Source organism: uncultured Nostoc sp., assembly GCF_964245445.1.
In the GTDB taxonomy this organism is placed as follows: Bacteria; Cyanobacteriota; Cyanobacteriia; order Cyanobacteriales; family Nostocaceae; genus Nostoc.
In genome coordinates this window covers 11,762-33,350 of sequence record NZ_CAXTNE010000004.1, presented here as the reverse complement: position 1 = coordinate 33,350, position 21,589 = coordinate 11,762, and the positions used below count along the sequence as shown (strand labels likewise).

The window sequence follows — 21,589 nt, the reverse complement described above, 5'->3', positions numbered from 1 at the left end:
AATTATACTGGTTTAAGTGGATAGTTTAGGTGCGAATTATTCTAAGTAGCGTCACCATTTTAAAATACTTAGTCAATGCAATGGGAAGATGCGAAAACTATATTTACTGGCACATATTACCGCTATTGGATCAGGATTATGCAAGATTGGACTTTGGTAGAAAGGGTTTTTTGAAGCCCTTGCTCAACTTTGCTAATCAGTTTATCAAAAGCCTCTTGATCTGCTGTCAATTGTTCTTGAAGAACTTTCTCTAACTCAGGCTTTATTTGCTCACACATATCATCGATTTTTCTATCACTCAAAAAACTAGAACGAACCCAACTAGGTACATCCACATTTGTCTTAATTACTTCTTGAACACTCTTGCGATTTAGCTCCATTCCTGCCGCCATAACCGAAGCCCCATATACTAGTGCAATAGGCCAGGTTAAATGTCCAGTGAGTATAAGAGTGATGATGCTAGCTACAGTGCCTCCACCAATTACTACATTGACAATAAAGCCCACTGTCTCAGCCAGGATGGCATCTCCAATCCGTAACTCTGGGTTAACAAAATTTGGGTCAATACTATCCTGGAACCTTAAGCTGCTTCTAGGTATCTGAAACTTTCGACATATTGGATCGGTTTGTGCGGCTAAATCGGGTTGGATTTTATTGCTAAACCAAGAAGCGCATTGATGATTAATTATCTGCACAGCGCGTTCGTCGGAGACGTTGCCGGAGGCATCGCTTTTGAGCCACTGTTCTGCCCGACTAATTAAAGATGTTTCCAAATCGGCTAAAGTCCGTATTTTGTTTTTTTGCCAATCTTTTAAACCTAGTTTAACTGCATTGACAATCAAACCATCTGTCAAAGGCTTAGTTAGTGATTCGATTAACTCCGGGATATGCCTTTCAATCAAACCTTTAAGCGTATTCGAGGTAAATAGCTTGTTGACTTCTTCTTTAAAAGCAGCAGCACGCAGATCCCATCGTCCTACTCGTGCTAATCCCAGTGCAATACACCGTTCCGGTTCCGGATCGGGGCGAAGCAGCGTTTCTGGTTCGGGAAACATTTCCTGACAAAGCAAGTGCGTAAACTTCATGCGAGATGCACCGCCAGTCATCAGCAGAAGTTTCGGCACGATTCCAAGTTTTTCTAGCTTTTCTTTCGCCTCGGTTAAAGATTCGGTAAACGATCGCACCCAACTATGATGCCCCAGTTCCGGTAAGGGCTGGTTTAAAATTTCCTCCATCATCAATTTATTGACTTGGGGAATAAAATAAATCTGTTCGTTGATCGACTCGAAGCCACGCGCAAAGGATTCAGGATCGCTGTATAGCTGTTCATTAGAAAAGTAATCTTCTTTAGCTTTGCGACAAGCAAGTTCACAACGAGCTTGGTGATGCGGATATTCCTTAAATACTTTTTCGAGTAATGCTTTTTGTTCGTGGTTGGCAAGAGTCCGGGCAAAAATAGCTTTGTCAATTAGAGATGCACCTAAAGTATTACTCCCGAAATCTATAGGTATCTCTTCTAAGCTCTTAACCAGAGTAAAATCTGTAGTTGAAGAACCAATATCGACAATTAGCACCGATGCAACAAGTTTGTCATACTCCAGTTTCCCGGCTTCCTTGGCTTGCATGAAAGCAGCCCGCGATTCGGGTACAACATTTAGTTGGGGAATGCCAGCTTCTTGAAGTAGCTTTTGGTATTCGGTGCGATCGCTAACTGACCATCCTGAAGGGCAACCTATGTAAAAATAGCTACTTTCCCCACCTTCAAGTTGTTTGCTTTCTTTCAAAAGGCGGTAGTAGGTTGCTACAAAAGTGCTGATTGTTTCCCGATATTTGGGATCGTTATTGGGTTTTTGCTTGAAAGAAATTGTCAGCTGGGTAACTCCAGCTTGAATTAATGCTTGTTCGCCAACAAGATAACCGAGTTTGGGATGCCAGCCAAGGGCTGTAATTTGGTTTTTCTTGTTATTAATCTCTAGCATCTGGGGGGGGTCGATGCTTTCCACTACAGCTTTAGCTACAGCCGTTTCACCGTGTCCCAAATCAAAACCGATTGTTTCTAAAATTTCCATACCCTTATTGTCTATTATTCTCTAGCAGAGGAATATGCTGGCTCAATTACCCTACCGCGCCGAATCAAGCGATCGCCTTTCAACAAAGCCGGAGTTAGAGTCACATGATCTTTGGTATCGGGGTCGATACTTGGCTCAAAGTCAAAATACTCGCGATCGCTGTGCGGGTCATTTGGTCGGTAAATTTGAGTATTAATTCCCTGAGACATTAAAATCTGTGGCAGAAGTTTTGCAAGTTCATAAGCCATTTGGGGTTTATCAAGTTTTGATGCGCCCATCAGCCTTTGCAGAAAATTCAATAGCTCTGGCAGTTCTTCTATTGCTAAGTCGCCTTCATGTTTATTCCATTCTTCTACTCTAGCTACTGCTAGGTCGATAGTGTTGAGAGCATCGCCAAGATGATCTAAAAATACTTTGCTATCAACTTGAAGCATAGGTTTAGGTAATTCCAATAGCTCTGAAGACATAGAATTTTGCTGGCTCTTTAACTCAAGTTGAAGCACAACTTCTACCCCTAGAAGTATAGAGGTTAGTAAGATAGCCATCCATGCACCTGGAGTAGTTTTAGTTAAAGAGAACAACGAACTTAAGATGCCTATATAAATTAGTCCTTTTAGCAGTTTCAGGATTAATCTGCTGGAAAAAAGGTTTGTACTTGGGTTAGTAAATTGCTTTTGCTCTGTTGGAGCAATTTGAGAATAGTTAGCCGCAGCAAGAGTAGCGATGGACTGCCGCAGGGTATCTAGGAAAAAGGAAGCCAGACGAATTTGAGCCAGATTAAGTTTTTCAATGTAAATTCTTTCGAGATTATCAAGTCGATTCTGAACCAACTTAACTATCTCCTCAATGTTGGTTGTGTTATCAATATCTGTCTGAAGTTGGTTGCGTTCTTCGCTAAAAAGTGAAGTAATTGTTTTCATTGCGTTGACTAAGACTTTAACGTTATTAATTAGGAGTGAAATGAGCAGACAACTGCTTATTTAAACCTGTAATCACATGATGACTGATGTAATTAATCTAAGTTGTGTAGTTCCAGTATTTTTGGCTGGAAAATTGCGCTCAATGTTATCTAGAAATCTTGCATATAGTTGAGATCACACGTAGACTGCTGATGAGGCAGGTTCACTGGAGCCTTTGAAGGCCAACCATTGCTAACCATTGATTGCAAATTACACCCATTAGAAGGAGGAGCAGAATGTTTATCTGCGTCATTGCAGACTACGGTACAGGAGATCCGGCATTTACAGAAGTCACACAACGTCTGCTGATGGCTTTTCCCCATGCCCAAATTCATTTGCTTTCGGTTCCAGCATTCAGTACATTGGCAACGGGATTCTGGATTGCCCAACTAGGACTTAACCCAGGCCCTAGCGATCGCCTAATTTATCATAACTGTGCGCCTCGTCAGGATGATCCTGAAGCCCGTCGGGATAATGAAGGTGAAGGACTAACTTATGCTCTTTTATCTAATGGTGTAAAAGTAGTGGGTGTAAATGCAGGCTACACGCTCTCTTTTATCAAAGACTATACAAAGGAGTTGCGAGTGGTCAACGTTGCTCGTGGTGGTTCGCAGTTTCGCTCACGGGATGTATTTCCTCCGGCGGCGGCGGCCATTATGAATGAAGATTTTAGCCTTCTAGGAGATAGCCTTAAGAGTGAGCAAATCCCAGATGTTCCACCAGATCGAATTGCCTGGATTGATGGCTACGGCAACATCAAAACAACTATTGGGGCGCATACACTGAATTTAGAGCCTCAAAGCAAGATCGTGATCCGAATTGGAGATGTGGTCAGTGATGCAGTGTATTCTGATGGCAGCTTCAAGGTGTCTGAAGGGACTTTAGCCTTTGCTCCTGGTAGTTCCGGTTGGTCAATAGGCGATTCAGGAGAACCATTGCGCTTTTTAGAGCTATTTCTGCGAGGAGGGAGTGCTTGGGAACGCTTTGGCCGTCCCCGTGTGAATCAGCAAGTAACTCGAATTGCCTAAATCAAATCCACTCCCTCATACCCTACAGATAAACCTGACTTTTCACAGTATCTTGACTTGTACTGACTTTTCACGTTATGAGGAAAAGTCCACCACAAACCTAACCCCCTTCCCGACGCGGGAAGGGGGGAAATTCAAAAGCTCTCTCCTTAAAGAAAGAGAGAAATAGAAGTGAGGTTTTCCAGATGCCGTGAAAAGTCAGGCGTTTGTAGAGACGTTGTATTGTAACATCTCTACATACTACTAAATCCCACTAATAACCTTAACTAAACAGTAAGGAATAAGAGTTACAGAGAGTTCTTGTCTAAGTGATAGCAAAGTTTAAGGGAATTTAGCGTAATTTCATTCAACGACTGTTACCGAAGCCCCTTCATTTGCTGGAGGTACACCGGGTAATTCAAGACAATATCCAGCACCATACACTGTCTTGATATAGCGGGGATGGCGGGGATCTGGTTCTAGCTTGGTTCTCAAGTGGCGAATATGGACTCGAATCGTTTCTATGTCATCATCAGGATCGTAGCCCCAAACTTCTCTGAGGATTTCGCTGGGAGAAACCGTTTGACCGTGGCGTTGCAATAAGCAGTGAAGTAACTCAAATTCCAAGTGAGTCAATTTCACCGTCTCATTGAACCATATAGCCTCAAATCTTTCGGGAACGAGGGTTAATGAGCCATAGTTTAGAATTTCACTATGCTTTGCTGCTTGGGGAATGCGGTCAGTACGCCGCAAAAGTGCCCGTACCCGCGCTAGCAGTTCTTCAACTTCAAAAGGCTTGGTGAGGTAGTCATCTGCGCCAGCATTAAAGCCTTCCACCTTGTCCTGAGTTTGGCTCAAAGCCGTCAACATTAACACGGGAATCTCAGAGGTGCGATCGTCTCGGCGTAGGCGTTGACAAACGGTAAACCCATCTACCCTGGGCAACATTAAATCGAGCATGATCAAGTCTGGTTGCAGCTGGAGAGCCAGCGCTTGACCTTTGATGCCGTCTTCAGCTTGACTAACATCGTAGCCAGCCATTTCCAAGTTGACGGCAACTAGTTCTGAAATCGCTGGGTCATCGTCTATGACAAGAATCCTCGGCATTCTTAAAAATTATTACTACTTATTAAGGATAATTAACAACCTTTGATAGATACAAAGATTTTTGAATCGATTCTAAAAAAGTTTTTAAATCTTACATAAATATTAAGATTAAATGACTGTGAAATCAAGACTCAACTATATGAAATCTTATAGTCTATGATGTGTTATACTCCGCCCTACAATCCGTCTTGGTTTTTACAAAACGGTGTGATGATGACTGTATACACCGCTTTGTGGGGAAAGCGTTACTGGGAAAGTACTGCTCTATTACCAGAACCGTCTTATCACGAGAAAATCTTTGTTGGTGGCCAAGGTGTGCCAATTTTTGGCTTGGTTGCCATCCCTGAAAATGCTCATAGCACGATTATTGGCACTTATGGCATTACTGGAGAGTTAGAGACGGAATGGTATTTGAGAGTGCTAGGGCGTAAAGCCTACGCTCAAGGCTATGCTGTGGTGTTATTTGATTGGCGGGCCCACGGCAAAACTGCCGAATTGTCCCCGACTCTGACTTCTGATGGTTTGTATGAGGGGGAAGATTTTGTTTGCATCGCTGCTGCTGCTAAGGCAATGGGATATCCGGGTAAATTTTGGTTTACAGGGTATTCTTTAGGAGGGCAATTGGCGCTATGGGCGGTGAAAGTCGCTGGTGAGGTGATTAGCGAGCATGAAGATTTAGGACTAGAAGATAGCGATATTGGCGGTGGTATGGTGATTTGTCCGAGTTTGGATTCGGAGCGATCGCTATCTTATCTAGTTAAAAAGCCCTTCGGCAGATATTTGGAAGCGGGGATTGCCCAGAATTTAAAAAAACTGGCATGGCGGATACATGATGCTCATCCCGGAAGCATTGATGCGGCGGCGATTGAACGGGCGAACAGTATCTGGGGTTTTGATAATGAATTGGTAATTAAGCGACTGGGTTTTCCGTCTGTAGAGGCATATTACCAAGCTAGTAGTGCTTTACAAATATTGCCGCAAATCTCAAAACCGACTTTGATTTTATATGCTGCTGATGACCCACTTTTTGACCCAGCTATCATACCGGAATTAGAAGAAGCCTGCGATCGCAATCCCGTAATAGATTTGTTACTGACTCAGTACGGCGGCCATGTTGGTTATTTGAGCAGCAAAAAGTGCCAGCGTCAAGTAAACGATTCTGATCCTTGGTGGGCATGGAATCGGGTTTTACAATGGTTGGAGGAAAAGCGAATAGGGTAATAGGCGAGAAAATATTCTAGTTGCTAGGATACTCGAAAGATGGAGTCGTATTGTTTGGAAGTCCAAAATAGAGAGAATGGCATTGACTAAGAAGTTACCACAATATTATTGGTAAACCAGCAATGACAGAAGCAATACCTGTCCAGAGAGTAAAGCGCTCAATATCTACTTCATCCAAAGCAACGCTCATTTCCTTAATTGCTAATACAAGCGCTGTCAGTAGCAGCACAAAGAAGGCAAGGTACTCAAAATTATTTATCATTCATCCTCGCTATCTCTACAAAAAAGTAATCCTAATAGGTTTTTAACAAGCTTTGCTAAGGGTTTTTTGTTTCAGATTTAACAATTTAGGATAAAAATTATTTACCTTTGAAGATATCTCTACTTCAAATAGCCAAATCATGGTTTCATAACCAACCCGACCCATTTATGGCTTTGGCCCCATAGGCATTTTCACCAAATATTCCCAGATGCCTGACTCAAATCGGTAGTTTTTTATAACGCCTTTCCCACCCATAAAACTTACTATCTGACCTTTACAAAACTTAGGTACTGGTAAAACACTTGCAGACATTCTTCAAAATTCCTTTCAGTAACACTGTAATAGTTAATGTTGTAGCCAAAAGAAAATTTGTTATTCTCTGTCAAGGGTTTTAATGCATTCTCTTTCAGGGGATTTAACCTTGAATTAAAGATAGTACATCTAGAGCAATAAATCACAATATTAGTTAAAAAAAGCAATTGCAGCTACTGTAACTCAGTATTAAGTAGTTATGTTGACAGCCAGAATAAACATCTAACAACTCTTTTGGCAGATTTTATGAAAAACAGGCACAGTTGTATAAACAGTGAGGGCAATCGCCCATCCTGGGCGTGTGAAGGATTGCGATTTATATTTATTTTTTTAAATTAAGTATTTGTTGACTATTAATTGCGGCTAGAAGTTGAGAGATGATTGTCCTTAATCGAACTGTTTATAACACATCTTTGTACGAATATATCCTTAAGAGGATTGAAAATTTTGCTGAAATATGAATAGTTCCTGTTCTGCAAATTTACTAAAGCTTGATGAAAAGATTTAAGATGGCAAGGGCGTGATGGTCGAGCGCCGTTAACTGCAACGCTGCAAAATCATAGCCCAAGAAAGCTGTAACCCTGCGTTGAACCGACGAAGCGATGAGCCTGGCGGCATGGCTACGCTTACCGCATTGGTCTGGCGCATAGTATAGTAGCGCTAAAGCGTCAAACCAGATCCACTGATAATAATCGTCGTAATTAAACAAAGTACTAGAGTACAATTCCTTTGACTTTTTGACTCAATGACCGCTCCTAATGATATTTGGCTACCTGCACCGACAGATTTAACTCTATTACAGAATGAGATTCATGTCTGGCGCATAGAACTTGACCAACCAGAAGTACAGCTGCAAAATTTAGCAGCGACTCTTTCCAGTGACGAAATAGCTCGTGCTGAACGGTTCTATTTTCAGGAACATCAGCAGCGTTTCATTGCTGGTCGTGGTATTCTCCGAACTATATTAGGTCGCTATTTGGATATGCAGCCCCTACAAGTGCAGTTTAATTATCAACAGCGTGGCAAACCAGTATTAGCAAATACATTTGCCGATAGTGGACTGGCGTTTAACTTGTCTCATTCCCAAGGGTTGGGTTTGTGTGCGGTGAATTGTACTAGAGAAATTGGTGTAGACCTAGAACATATTCGCCCGATGTCTGATCTGGAAGCTCTTGCCAAACGGTTCTTTTTACCAAGAGAATATGAAATGTTGCGATCGCTATCTGCAAACCAACAGCAAGAGGTATTTTTCCGTTACTGGACTTGTAAGGAAGCTTATTTAAAAGCAACTGGAGACGGACTAGCTCAGTTAGAGCAAATTGAAGTATTGCTGACTCCCACAGAACCAGCTAAGTTACGGATAACTGAAGACTGGAGTCTTTTTGAACTAGTGCCTGCTAACAATTATGTTGCTGCTGTTGCAGTGGCGACTTTAGGCTGGGATTTGAAGTGTTGGCAGTACTGATGTTGACTAAGCTCATCTCCTGGGTGAAACAAGAGAAATTTTGCGAACAAATGACAAATGACAACCTGCTTATTTATCTTCCTGCATATTTCGCACAATTTTTGTTACCAGTTTTCTAGGTACAAATCTGACGCTTTTTGCAAGTAGTTTATTCATAAACCCAGGAATCGCAATAGTTTTGCCCTTCATTAAGGCGCGAAAACCAATTTCGGCCACTGTTTGTGCATCCATCATCCTCTTACCCTTAAGCAACTTAGAGTCAGCCATTCCGGTTCTTTCATGAAAAGCAGATGCGGTTGAGCCTGGGCAAAGAACTGTCACAGTGACACCTGTACCTTCTAATTCATTAGCGATCGCTTCAGAAAAAGATAAGATATAAGCTTTAGTAGCAAAATAAACCGCCATCAAAGGCCCTGGTTGAAAAGCAGCAGCCGAGGCAACATTTAATATTTTACCTTCACCTTGCTTTACCATGTGCTTCACAAATAGCTTGGTTAAATGGGTGAGGCACACCAAATTTACCTGTAGCATTTCCAATTCAGCAGCTAGGTCTGTTTGGTGAAATAATCCATAGATACCAAATCCGGCATTATTTACCAGCACGTCAACATTAATATCGGCGAGTTGCAACTCCGTGAAAATTTCTTCAGGAGCTGTTGATATAGATAAATCCTTAACAATAGTTTTGGCAAGATTTCCGAATTCTTCTTGGAATTTAGCTGCAATTTCTACAAGCTTTAACCCGTTTCTGTCTACTAAGACCAGATTGTAATCATGAGCAGCAAAAATACATGCTAATTCGTAGCCAATACCACCGGCTGCTCCAGTAATAAGAGCAGTTTTTTTGCTCTGAGTTTGATGTGTTGTGTTCATGTAAAAATATTGGTGAATTCAACTTGATGAAGCTGCGTTGCATTTACAGTGGTTTTCGTTCTACAATTAAGTACGCGTAATATCTGAACCAGCGATAAATGTCTGGAGCTATTACCCTTTCAATTGCTTGTGTAATGCGTTGGATAGATGTAGCAGTCCAAACGGAAATTTAGGATTTATGCATCGAATAAATTGGGCATTAAAGAAGTTCGGTTATTTCAAAGTACTAGCGCTGGCTTTTGATTACTCACAAAAGCCAGCAGGTAAAATCAAACTTTTATGCCCGACACTAACCATTCTATCCTCAATTGCTTCTGTCAAGGGGTGAATCCTAAAAATTTACATTATTGAGCATAAAAAAACAAGGCAATTATATTGCCATTGTTAATATATAAGTTGTTGCTGGCATCTGAAATATTGACTGTTCAGTAGTACTGAGTTTTAAAAAATGGACTAAATCAAATTATTTTGTAGGGTGTGTTACAGAACCCGTAACGCACCGAAAGTATCCGGGATGGTGCATTACGTTGTTAACACATCCTACGAAAGTTGTAAATTCTTAAGCGATATTTAAGAAACCGCTTTGAATCAAGTAGGCAGTATAAGTCATAAACAATTGAGAGTCAATTGGAGGACAAACAATACAACTGCCTGCTAGTGCATGAAGAGTATCTTGGCAGCTAATATGGGGTCTTCTAGCTTGTAAGTACAAATCAGGAATAGTCAGTTGCTCATCAGACCAGCGTTCTAGTAAAAATGGCCGTAGAGTATATAAAGGATTGTCTACAGAAGACACATTATTGATTAACTCTGATTGCCATTTATCGTAGGGAATCATATCAACTGAATAACCAAAAGAGCGAATCCACTCAACTAATATTTTCAAAGAAACAGGTTGGGGATGTTGTAAATTGAAAGCTTTACCTATGGATTCTTTTTGCCGTGATAGATAAACGATCGCTTTACTTACATAATCCACAGGAGACATATCCAACATATAATCTACATCAGGGAAACTTCCCATTTGTAGACAGCCCTTGGTCATCAAATTGATAAAGTCATGTGTGTTACAAATGCCTGTTTTGCTATCACCAGAAATCAGTGGTGGTCTATGGATAGTTACAGGAAGTCCACGGTCACGAGCAATTTTAACTAACTTTTCAGCTACCCATTTAGTTTGTGAGTAACCAAGATAAATACCTTCCCAATGATTGAATTCATCCTGTTCTTTAACAACCTTGCCAGCATAAGCAGTGGATTCAAAAACAGCAACGCTAGAAACGTAATGTACAGGTTTGACTTTAATTTGACATGCCAGCCTCAAAACTTCTTGTGTTCCTAAAACATTGGCTGCCTTCAATGCTGAGTAGGGAAAAACATAGTTCAACAAAGCACCACTATGATAGATAGTATCAATATTGGTAGCTAAAGATTGAAACTGTTCAGAGCCAACACCTAACAATGGCTGAGATAAATCACCGACAATTGGAATAATTCTAGAGTTAAATTCTTCCTGCCAAATTGCATACTGTTGCAGATTCTTTTGGAGTTTGCTTTTGCCTTCTTCAGCATTAGCAGTACGCACTAAGCAATAGATATCCGCATTGGTTTCTTGTAGCAATTCCCGGATGACAAAAGCTCCTAAAAAGCCTGTTCCTCCAGTTAAAAAGATATTCTTGGGTTCACCCACAGCTACATTAGATGCAGCACCGGGATTGATGGTAGGGTCAAGAACAGCCTCGGCACTTAAATCTAGAACAGAGGGTGCAGCATTGGCATTAGAGGATGTCACCCCTGTATCTTGAATTGGTGAACCTTCTTGCACTTCTTCAGCTAAACGCTGTGAAAGAGCTTCAATATTTGGGTAATGCCACAGTAGCAATGGAGAGGGTTGAAATCCGAGCAACTTTTCCAAGTTACTTACTAGAACCATTGCTTGGGCTGAATCCAAGCCATAGTTTTCTAAATGTTCTTTTACATCTATTTCATCAGTTGCGACTCCTAGCAACTTAGCTAAGTTAGATACCAAAAATGTTTGAATATCGTCTGCTGTGAAAGACTGTTTTATAGTCATTTTTAAATCTCCAACAATGATGTAGAACGAACAGGGTGATACTGACTGTAATAATCGGAAGCTTGTAGCCCTTGAATTTTCAAATTTTGGACACGATACAAAAAGGCTGCACCAGTCATAATTTGATTAGCTACATCAACTACCCGACGATTATTTGGTTCCGATAGATAAGAACCACGTACCCAGTCATTGAAACCGCCCATTGCCGGGCCACACCAAATTTGATAATCGACTTCTCTACCTTTTTCACCAGAACTAGACCAGCGAGAAGATAATCCTAGATACCAACGGAAAATCAACGCCATTTTCAGTTTAGGATTATTAACTGCTTTCCCAAGTTTCTCAGGATTCTTTTGGGACAAATAAGCCGCAGTTCCTTCCCATACTTCGGCAATAGTTTTGCGAAAAACTTGTTTTTCTAATTTCTCTCTTTCTGCTAAAGGAATCTCTTCAATAGAATCATAAGCGCGATAGAGTTCAAATAATTTCTGCGCTCGCATGGGGAACATTGTACCCCGTTTGAGAACTTGCAGTTTGACTCCCATTTCAAACATATCTGCTGCTGGGGCCATTATCATATCAGCCATTTCTGCTTGAGATAATAACTTTTTGGTATGTTCACAAGCCCCAGATTCAACACATGACTGATTAATTGAGCCGGTCATTATATAAGCAGCACCCATCATAAAGGCTGCTAATGCTGATTGTGGTGTACCAATTCCCCCTGCAACACCAATTCTAATAGGTGTTTGGTAATGATATTGTGCTTGAATTTCATCCCGTAAGGCAATAATAGAAGGTAACACACAAACCAGGGGACGATTATCTGTATGACCTCCAGAATCAGCCTCAACGGTAATATCATCAGCCATTGGAACTTTGGCTGCAAGGGTTGCTTGTAACTCAGTAATTAACCCTTGTTCCAGCAGTTCTTTGATTATTCTGGCCGGTGCTGGTTGCAGAAATTTAGTAGCAACTTCTCGGCGAGAAATTTTGGCAATGATTTTATTTTTGATTTCAATTTGATTGGTGTTATTTACTCCCAATCCAGCAAGACGGTAATAAACAATGTTGGGAGTCAAGTCGAGAAATGCAGAGGCTTCTACTGTTCTCACTTGATATTTGAGGTATAAATCCACAGCCCGGCGTTCAATCGCAGGTTCATTGGGACTGTGAATTAAATTAAATGCATAAGGGCCTTGAGGTAAAGCTTCTTGAATGCGATTTATCGCTACTTCCAAACGTTCTGGAATTAAACCACCTGCACCAAAGGAACTCAAAATTTGCTCTTTTCCAAGTGCAATGACCATTTCTTCAGAAGCAATTCCGCCAGCCATTGCGCCAGTAACGTAGGCATATTTCACTCCATGAGAGGAGAGGAAATTAGGATCTCCAAATTGTTGAATGCGAATTGGTGCTGCAAATGTTAGCAACTCTACTTGTGCTGTTGTGCCATTATCACCAGGGGATAAATAACCCTCATTAGTGACACCGATTTTTCCGGCAACTTTCACGATGTAGCAGGGTTTATTTAACACCATCAATTTATCTTTGATGGTTTGTTTCTCAAAAGATACAGTTTCTAAAGAACCTTTCCAAACCTGGTTTTTGTTATAAGACCAGGAAGAGAAATTAAGGCCATTATCGTGTTTACTTAGTACCGTATCTACGGTTGTCACGGCAGTTATCCCTCGGATTACAAGCAATGGATGATTAAAGTTGAAGAGTGTAGACTTTTTATAGGAGTCTAAGTTTTCTTTTTTTACGAACCGCAGAGGCGCAGAGAACACAGAGGAACATAGTAATACCAATTCTCTAAAAGATGCACTTAATCTTTATTAAACGAACCGCATAGACGCAAAGCGGTGAAGCAGCGCGGTCTTGGGGGTTTACCCCATGAGCGACTGCTGAACCCGGAGGGCTTCCCGCAGGGTAGGACGCAAAGGGCGGGTTCGCGCAGCGTCTCGTAAAGCCTGCGGCATAGCTTCGCTTAGGGCGCAGCCTCTCGTAGAGAAGAGAAGGAAGAGAAAGTTTAGAGAGAATTGGTATGAGATATTAAGATTCGTCGTTAAGCAAATTTTGGGCGCAAGCTAGTTGCAATTGAATGATTTCGCTCATTTGCTGACTGTAATCTTGTCTAGCTTGTAAAAAAGCAGTATGTGCTTTAGTTATCTTTGAATTATTAGCATTGAGCTTTTGATACTGAGTCTTATTTAAATCGAACATGCTGATGATGCTACTAATTTTTCTAGTTATGACTGGCGGGGAAGACAGATAAATTGGCTGTCTAATTGTGCTTGACTCAGAAGATTGTAATTGTTCTCTCGTTTCAAAAACGTTATCAATGATATTTTTCGGTTTTACTTCTTCTAGCTGAGGCAATATGTTAGGGGAATGACTTTCTTGTTGAGTTATGTGGTTGGAAGTGTTAAGATAATCTGTGATTTCAGATTGTTGGAGATTAGGTATGTTTGGATGCTGTATTTTGAAGCGAGCGCTCCTAAGATCCCCAGCAAAATCTTTAACAATCTGGCGATTTTCGTCACTCAAAATTGTAGCTGCGATCGCTTTCCCACCCAAGATAACTGTTCTCAATGTTGCTTTATTTGAATTAGCGGTTTCTTGGGCTTTGCTATACAGTGGTGATAAATCCAAGTTCACCTGATGACTGAGTAGTTTTGCTAATGCTTTGACCATCGAAGCATGATCATCCATTCCTCTACGATTCAGAGAAACTGTGATGTGTTCTTTGTTGGCGAGAATTTTATCAATCCATCGTGAACAGACACTACCGGCACCTGCTTCTATAAATATTTTGACACCATCACCGTAGACACGATTAACTAATTGCGGAAAATCAAGTTCTTGACACAATCCTTTGGCAATGTTGTGAGCAATTGTATCACTTTCAAGGGCAATCGGTTGATAATCGGCGGCAGAATAAAATACAATACCTGGGAGATTTTGGGATGGTAAGGTGTTTACCTTCTTGATTTCCTCGTACTGCGATCGCATCGCTTCACAATGTATTACATGGTCGAAGGGAGCAGGGAAAGCGTTGCAACCTAAAGTTGTAATCACCCGCTTACAGGCTGCATCATCACCAGCAATTAATACTTCTTCTGGTGTATTGATTTGAGTTAGATAAACGCGATTCTCATGTTTCAGGCATTCTCTAACTTGCGATGGAGTAGCCATGAGAACATAGGTATTCCAAAAATTGTTGTTTTGTAAATTTGGTGAATCTGTTAATCCCCAATATTCACGCACAGCATTTTTAGGGCCAGATAACTTATCGCCAAAGAGAGGGGATGAGTTTAAATTGTTACTTCCACCAGAAAAATTGCTCCAAACTCCTTGAGCAGACATCATGCTAGTTTCGCCCAGGCTATAGCCAAAAACACATTGTGGTTTGACTTGGAAATCATCTCGAATAATTGTAGTAATGAGTCGAGAATAAGCAATTTCTGTTTCAAACATCGCTAGTGAATCATCTAGAAATTCTTTTTCAAGAGTTTCTAGTTGCCTGGTGGAAAATTTATGCAAGCTTCGGGGATAAAGTCGCTGATGAATTTCGATAGCACGATTAGCAAGACTATTGAATATTGTGTCATCGTAGACTTTTGGGAATAAGCGGAAGAGATTCTGACCGATACCCACATAAGAATTGACAGCTGCCGGATAAACGTAAGCTAATGCTCCAGTTTTACCCAATGGTTTAGCTGTGAAATAGCTTCCTATTGGTGTTTGCCAATCTGTGCCGTTCTCAAAAGCATTATTTACACCTTTGCGGGCAGATTCAATTTCTTTGAATAGTTCTTTTTTGTTACGTCCTGTGATTGATAAGACGTATTTTGCATCAGAATGTCCTTCAAAATTAGCGAATGTTTGGCTGGCGGTAGCCGATAAAGAGGAACTTTCTTCGATGGTTTGTTGAAGATTGTTCAGAAAATCTGGTATGTTGGAGCGATCGCTAACTGCGATCGGGAACAGATGAAAAGGCATTTGCTGCAAATACCTGTTGTCCCGTTCTTGTTGGCTGGGTTCTTCCGATAAGATTAAATGGGCATAACTCCCATCTATACCCATGCTATTAATTGCTGCTATTCTGCGTGTAGCGCCTTGATCGATAAACCAAGGTCTTGATTCTATTGCCACATAGAATGGACTACCTGACCATACTTGCGGTGTTTTGACACCAGACCATTTTGGTGTGGCGGGAATATACCTGTAATAAAGACAAAGAGCGGTTTTAATTAGGCTAGCGATTCCCGATGCTGTATAGGTGTTACCGATATTAGCTTTGATGCTGCCCAATGCACAGTGCAGACCATTTCCTACTTTCGGATAAGCTTGCAACAAACCTGTGATTTCCGCTTCATCCTCCTGGGGAACGCCACTACCGAAGACTTCCACATAGTTAACCTCTGTGGGTTGAATATCTGCCATCTGGAAGGCTTGTTTACAGACATTGTTGATAACTGAAGCATCAGGTTTTACTAAAGCGTTACCCAAAGTAGAATTACCTTGTGCAAAACTTATAGCATCAATTACTGCATAGATGCGTTCATTTTCTTCCTTAGCAGCTTCGTGGCGCTTGAGGACAACTGCACCCGCACCTTCGCCAACCGTCCAGCCATTGGCTTGTTGGTCAAAACCCAACGTATTGACACCCGTATTAATTGGTGCAAATTGGTTGCGGAATAAGACATTTTCCACACCGCCGGCTAAATCTACTGCACCCACAACCACCGCGTCAACTTCCCCTGTAGCGAGTAGCATTTGTGCAGCTTCCAACGCCTTGAGGGCAGAATTTTCGCCAGCACTGATGGTGAATGCAGGACCAGTGAAATTCCATAAAGCTGAAATCCGACTCGCCATGATGTTGGCGATGTGACTCACATATTCGCCGATTTCTACAGGTTGGTGAATGCTATCTTTAACAATGGTTTCTAGTTGGGAAAGCTGTTGGGCAGGCAAAGAAATTCCTTGGTTGAGTAAGCCATCCTTAACTTGCCAAGATAGATTCCATCTTTGCTGTAGCTGATGCACAGAGAATTCTGTCTCGGCGGCAACAATCACAGCCACATTGCCACCCTCCTGTAGTTTCGCATCTTTCACGGCGCGATCGCTAACCTTCAGGAGTAATAATTGTTGTGGGTTTAATTTTTCTATTTCATTCGGTGGGATTTTGCACGATAAAGTATCGATTTCAAAATCTTTGATGTATGCTCCTACTGGTGCTTTCCCATCTGCTAAACCGTACTCTTTCAGGATATTTTCTTGGTTTTCTATACCATGCCATCTTTGAGGCGGTAGAGAAGTAAAATGCTGCGTGCCATCATAAATGCTGCGTTCAAAAGCATCTAAGCCATTGCAGTTACCGAAAAAGGCATCCATGCCGACAATGGCAATTTTGGCAGGTGGAACAGGTGCAGTTGATTCAACTGGTTGTGTTGTTGTATTTCCTTGTTCTAAAATTAAATGAGAGTTGGTGCCGCCAAAACCAAAAGCGCTAATAGCCGCCCGTTTAATTGATGCGTTATTATTGGGCCATGCCGTAGCTGTTCTAACAAATTTGTCGGCGGAAATTGTACTATTTTCTGACGCTAAAGGTTCCGAAACATTTATAGTTGCTGGAATTACACCATGCGACATACTCAAAATCACTTTAGTTAAGCCAACCATGCCAGCAGCAGTTAGCAAGTGACCTGTATTTGCTTTAGTAGAACCCACCAGAGGCGCAGCTTGATTTTGACCAAAGAATGTTTCTATAGAGTTAAATTCCGTTGTATCTCCTAGTAATGTGCCAGTGGCGTGGCATTCTAAATAATCGATGGTTTTTGGACTAATTTTTGCCTCATTGTAAGCTCGTTCAAAGGCTAGGATTTGTCCTTTAGGATTAGGACTGAGTAGATGCTTACCTTTGCCATCATTTGAAAGTCCATTACCGCAAATCGTGGCAAGAATATTATCACCATCTCTGATGGCATCAGAATATCTTTTCAGCATCATCATCCCAACACCATCGGCAGGGATTAGCCCTCTAGAGGACTTATCTAAGGGGCGGCTGATACCGTTTTCTGCATATCCTTGAACACCAGAAAATAACATCCGCACGAATAGTGAATCTGCACAACTGATGGCTCCAGCTAACATGACATCAGCTTTGTGTGACCATAGGTAATGAGATGCCAGTTTAATAGCATAAAATGATGATGAACAAGCAGCATCCAGACATAAATTGATCTGGGATAGAGAGAGGGCTTGAGCAACAATAGATGCTGGGAAGCTAGATATCATTACATTGTACAAAGACGCTTTAGTTGCACTTGGTAGAGCAGCTAAATCAAAGTCTTCATCCTGCAAAAGTTCTCTGACAGCAGGGTTAAGAACTTTTTGGTAAATGGAAGAGAATAATTGATTAGATAATTTTGTTGGTAACGACAAATTACCTAAAATGATGCCACATTTGGAGAGAACAGTTTGATTACCCCAATAACCACTTTGCACAATTGCTTGTTTAGCAGCATACAATGACCATTTGAAGGTATTATCTAAACTAGCAACAAATTCTGATGGCAGATTGTATTCACTAGGGTCAAACTGAAAGTTACGGATGTATCCGCCTTTGAGGGAATAGGTTTTGTCTGGTGTACCTTTAGCTGGATTATAAAAGATTGTTGGGTCTACTCCGATTTCCTCGACAGTTGCAGAGGATGTCGAATCTTTTTGAGTAACAAGATTTTGCCAAAATTCTTCTGGGTTTTTAGCATCAGGGAATAGACATGATAATCCGATAATGGCTATTTTTTCCACTAGTTATATCCTCAAGGTTTGAGTATTAGGCAAGAGATATTTAAAACGCAGGATTTACGCTGTTCCCCAAACTTGAAAATAGTCAAATCTCACGCACGAGGTAAGAGAGGCGCAGAGAAAAGAAGTTGAAGATTACTAGCTTCGGAGTAATTTCATTGACCAAATAATTGCGTGGGCACCGAGCATACGCGAATATATCTGTCCTTGACGGTCATGTATGATAAAGTCAGCGATCGCACTAGTTGCTGTTTTCGCTTTCACTTCACAAGAAACGTAAAAAGGTTTGTTATGTGGTGTAGGTGCAAACTGTTCATATATTTCCACCTTACCAGGTAAACAAGCTTCTTGATAAAAGTGCTGTGTCCAAATCCATAACCCGTGCATACTCAAGTCAATCGTATAAGGATTGACCCATTGCACTGGAAATTGTCCTTGTTGCTGATGGCTGATTTCTTCCCAAAGACATTCTGTAGTGATTTTTTCAGGGCTGATATTTAAAACTTTTTTGACTTCCTGAAAAGCAGGGCCATGAAATAATGTAGTTCCTCCATTTTGATAAAAAGCTTTTCCTGTAGCGGTGATGATGTTATCTTGTTCAAGATTAATTGATTCATAAATGGGTGCAATGGGGATTTCTCGCTGGAGATTGAGTTGAGCGCTAAAATGGTAGTGAATTTTTCCTTCTAGGTTTTTACTCCAGATTTTCGCTTTAACTTCAATGTTTTCAAAGCTAACTTTGGAAATTTCTTCTATGTCTAAAATATGTTCCTTTGCTAAAGATTCATTAAAAGTAATCCCTTTCAAAATTTTAAAATCTTTGTGATTGAATAATCTGTAACCAGGATAAAGTTGTTCACAGGTATTGATCATCCATGTCATTGCACAAGTTGCTGGTAAAACTGGAGAACCAGCGATAGTATGATCTAGCAAAAAAGGATTATCTGCTAGTGTGATTTGGCGACGAATACGATGGGTTCGCAGTTGAGAATCTAGTTCTGTCGCAACTGGAATCAACGTACTACCAATCACAACTTGTGTAGTTGCATGATTAGCGTTACCCATTTCTTTAACGAGCATTTGTGCCCCAGCTGCAATCGGAATTATTTCAATTCCACGCTCTTGAAAAACTTTCTTTAATTCCGGTGTCACCATCCCACTATCCCAAGCGCCCCAATTGATTGCCACTACATGACATGAGGGATATTGTTGCTTGAAGATATGGGCTGATTTGTTGAGAATTTCATTGGCGATCGCATAATCAGATTGTCCGGTATTCCCGTGAAATCCTGTTACAGAAGAAAACAAAACTAAATGTTGAAGTTGATTAGGGTTGATGCAAGCCAACAGGTTTTCTAAACCTTTAACTTTAGCGGTGTAAACTTTTTCAAAATCCTCTTCTGTTTTCTTTTCAATTAACTTATCAGCTAAGTTTCCAGCGCCGTGGATGATTCCTGTAATTGGCCCGATATTTTGCACAGCAGTGGCAAGTTTTTCTTGTAAAGCTTGCGTATCTGTAACATCGACGCTGATATATTGTGCTTTAGCTCCTGTTTTTTCAATTGCTGCAAGAGTCTTTTTAATTTCGCGGCTGGAGGTAATTTTGTTATATATTTTTTGCACATTTATGGGTGTGGGCTTCTCTCCTTGAGAAAGAAGATTTTCCATGATGCATTTTTTCAATGCGGATTCATCAGAATTTTGAGCATAATCTGGCTCGGTTTCTAATAGTTCAGAGCGACCGAGGAGGATGAATTTGCAGGGTTGCTGTTGGGCTAATCTGATAGTACACTCAGCCGTAATCCCTTTTGCACCGCCGCTCACAACAAAGACAGATGATGGACTAAGCTGGGCTGTTTGTGTCATAAATCCTCGTGAATACCTGCATAATTTTGGTTTTGATGTGCAACTGATTATTGAAACCCCTTTCCAAACCTCTCCCCCACAGGGAGAGAGGCTTTGATTCTTACTCCCCAACGCTAGTAGGGAAGGGGTTGGGGGTTAGGTTCGAGAGAAAGTTGCACACGGCGTTAATCGGCGATAATAGTGACTCGTCCTTGTGAGCCGTAGCCAACTTCACTGATATAAAGGTTGGGGTCGTGAAGTTCGGCGATAATGTTTTGTACTGATTGTTTAGCATCAAGTCTCGGACTTAGGTCGATCGCACGAGTAAATACTTTTGGCCATTCCCATCTCAGAGTCTTGGTTAATCCGAATAAACCAGCGCCGATCGCACCGAAGTTGACTTTGTACTCTAAGCCGAAAGCACCATCGAGATGAGCTACTGTGCAGAAACAACTACGTCCATGCTTTGCGGCTTCGTTTAGAGAGGGTTTGAGGTGTTTCGCCATCAAAAATACGTGCTTAACGATCGCCTTTTCTTGTTCGTTATAAGAAATGCTCCCCGTGTGATTTCCTACAAACATCGGATGTAGATGGATGAAGGCCCCAATCGCTCCACAGTGAGATGCGATCGCTTGCAATTGTTGTTGGAGATGTTCTTCACTCAAGTTTGCTAAGGTAACGCGGGTTACTCCTGTGGGTAAAGGCGCTTGTTGGGCGATAAGCGATTGGGGGAAGCTGATAACTACTACTTTCCAGCCTTTCTCGATTAGGGATTCAGTTAATTTATAAGTGGTGAGGGAACCATCATCGGTGATTAAACCGATGTGTCCCTCTGGTAACGTGAAATCCAAATAATCGGGTTGTGCTAGGGTTCTGAGTTTGACGGGATGGCGCTGGATATTATGCTCTAATTCCGGTGGCTGCTGTTGGACAAACTCAGGTTCAGACTTTTTTTTTTCACCTCCAGCCAACTGCTGTAGGTAATCGACTATTTGACCGATGGTGCGGAGGTCTCCGAGTTCTTCGATATTCGGTTTGGGTAAGTTGGGGTACATTTCTTGCATCGCCCCTAAAATTTCTACCCGTTTGATGGAGTCAATTCCTAAATCCGCCTCCATGTCCATTTCCAGTTCCAGCATCTCTACTGGATAGCCGGTCTTATCGCTGGTGATAGCTAATAGGGTTTCACCTAAGTTTGCAAATTCATCACTCGTAGCGGGTTCTGGTTCTGGTTCTGGAGTGAATGCGATAACTACGCTTGGTTCAGGTGAAGTTACCACCTCAACTACTGGTGCAGCCTCTACTGAAATCTCGGTTGTTTGTTGTACTTCGTGAACTGCAATTTCTACAGTAATACTTTTAGAAGCGTGGGATTGCAGATACTCTACAACTTGACCGATGGTGCGTTTTTCTGATAGTTCTTCTAAATTGGGCTTGGGTAAGTTGGGGTACATTTCTTGTAGTGCCCCCAAGATTTCCACCCGTTTGATGGAGTCAATTCCTAAATCCGCCTCCATGTCCATGTCCATTTCCAGCATTTCGACTGGGTAGCCGGTCTTGTCGCTGGTGATGGCTAAGA

At 41.4% G+C, this 21,589-nt stretch carries 13 protein-coding genes; 3 read left to right on the top strand and 10 right to left on the bottom strand.

What is annotated here, in order from left to right:
- Window positions 1–122: 122 nt before the first annotated feature.
- Both ACFE90_RS01255 and ACFE90_RS01250 read right to left on the bottom strand, forming a co-directional pair.
- Window positions 123–2,069 (bottom strand): hypothetical protein, encoded by a 1,947-nt coding sequence (locus ACFE90_RS01255; RefSeq protein WP_375497011.1) that lies wholly within the window; start codon window positions 2,067–2,069, stop codon window positions 123–125.
- 14 nt (window positions 2,070–2,083) lie between these two features.
- A complete protein-coding gene (locus ACFE90_RS01250) occupies window positions 2,084–2,989 on the bottom strand; it encodes a hypothetical protein (RefSeq protein ID WP_375497009.1) in 906 nt (301 codons plus the stop codon).
- Window positions 2,990–3,264: 275 nt separating this feature from the next.
- Between ACFE90_RS01250 and ACFE90_RS01245 the strand changes: the two genes are divergently transcribed.
- Complete coding sequence (locus ACFE90_RS01245; RefSeq protein WP_375497007.1) at window positions 3,265–4,056, top strand: S-adenosyl-l-methionine hydroxide adenosyltransferase family protein; 792 nt, start codon at window positions 3,265–3,267, stop codon at window positions 4,054–4,056.
- A gap of 342 nt (window positions 4,057–4,398) precedes the next feature.
- Here the strand turns inward: ACFE90_RS01245 and ACFE90_RS01240 are convergent, their stop codons facing one another.
- Window positions 4,399–5,142 carry a response regulator transcription factor gene (locus tag ACFE90_RS01240; RefSeq protein ID WP_118170349.1) on the bottom strand — a complete coding sequence of 248 codons (744 nt, stop codon included), beginning with the start codon at window positions 5,140–5,142 and terminating at the stop codon, window positions 4,399–4,401.
- 156 nt (window positions 5,143–5,298) lie between these two features.
- Between ACFE90_RS01240 and ACFE90_RS01235 the strand changes: the two genes are divergently transcribed.
- Window positions 5,299–6,363 carry a YheT family hydrolase gene (locus ACFE90_RS01235; protein WP_375497005.1) on the top strand — a complete coding sequence of 355 codons (1,065 nt, stop codon included), beginning with the start codon at window positions 5,299–5,301 and terminating at the stop codon, window positions 6,361–6,363.
- A 94-nt stretch (window positions 6,364–6,457) separates the two neighbouring features.
- Here the strand turns inward: ACFE90_RS01235 and ACFE90_RS01230 are convergent, their stop codons facing one another.
- Window positions 6,458–6,625, bottom strand: a complete 168-nt coding sequence (locus tag ACFE90_RS01230) for a hypothetical protein (protein WP_375497003.1) — start codon at window positions 6,623–6,625, stop codon at window positions 6,458–6,460.
- A gap of 1,057 nt (window positions 6,626–7,682) precedes the next feature.
- Here ACFE90_RS01230 and hetI point away from each other — a divergent pair.
- Window positions 7,683–8,402 (top strand): 4'-phosphopantetheinyl transferase HetI, encoded by a 720-nt coding sequence (hetI, locus tag ACFE90_RS01225; RefSeq protein WP_375497001.1) that lies wholly within the window; start codon window positions 7,683–7,685, stop codon window positions 8,400–8,402.
- Between the two features lie 69 nt (window positions 8,403–8,471).
- Here hetI and ACFE90_RS01220 read toward each other — a convergent pair whose 3' ends face one another.
- The 6 genes from ACFE90_RS01220 to ACFE90_RS01195 all read right to left on the bottom strand — a co-directional run.
- On the bottom strand, window positions 8,472–9,275 hold the full coding sequence (locus ACFE90_RS01220) for an SDR family NAD(P)-dependent oxidoreductase (protein WP_375496999.1): 804 nt from the start codon (window positions 9,273–9,275) through the stop codon (window positions 8,472–8,474).
- Between the two features lie 559 nt (window positions 9,276–9,834).
- Window positions 9,835–11,349, bottom strand: coding sequence for a thioester reductase domain-containing protein (locus tag ACFE90_RS01215; protein WP_375496997.1), 1,515 nt, complete (start codon window positions 11,347–11,349; stop codon window positions 9,835–9,837).
- A 2-nt stretch (window positions 11,350–11,351) separates the two neighbouring features.
- Window positions 11,352–13,028 carry a PfaD family polyunsaturated fatty acid/polyketide biosynthesis protein gene (locus tag ACFE90_RS01210; protein WP_375496995.1) on the bottom strand — a complete coding sequence of 559 codons (1,677 nt, stop codon included), beginning with the start codon at window positions 13,026–13,028 and terminating at the stop codon, window positions 11,352–11,354.
- A gap of 376 nt (window positions 13,029–13,404) precedes the next feature.
- Window positions 13,405–18,168, bottom strand: coding sequence for a PfaB family protein (locus ACFE90_RS01205; RefSeq protein WP_375496993.1), 4,764 nt, complete (start codon window positions 18,166–18,168; stop codon window positions 13,405–13,407).
- Between the two features lie 135 nt (window positions 18,169–18,303).
- Window positions 18,304–20,031 (bottom strand): SDR family NAD(P)-dependent oxidoreductase, encoded by a 1,728-nt coding sequence (locus tag ACFE90_RS01200; protein WP_375496991.1) that lies wholly within the window; start codon window positions 20,029–20,031, stop codon window positions 18,304–18,306.
- 164 nt (window positions 20,032–20,195) lie between these two features.
- A partial coding sequence (locus ACFE90_RS01195; protein ID WP_375496989.1) for a phosphopantetheine-binding protein occupies window positions 20,196–21,589 on the bottom strand: 1,394 nt, incomplete at its 5' end.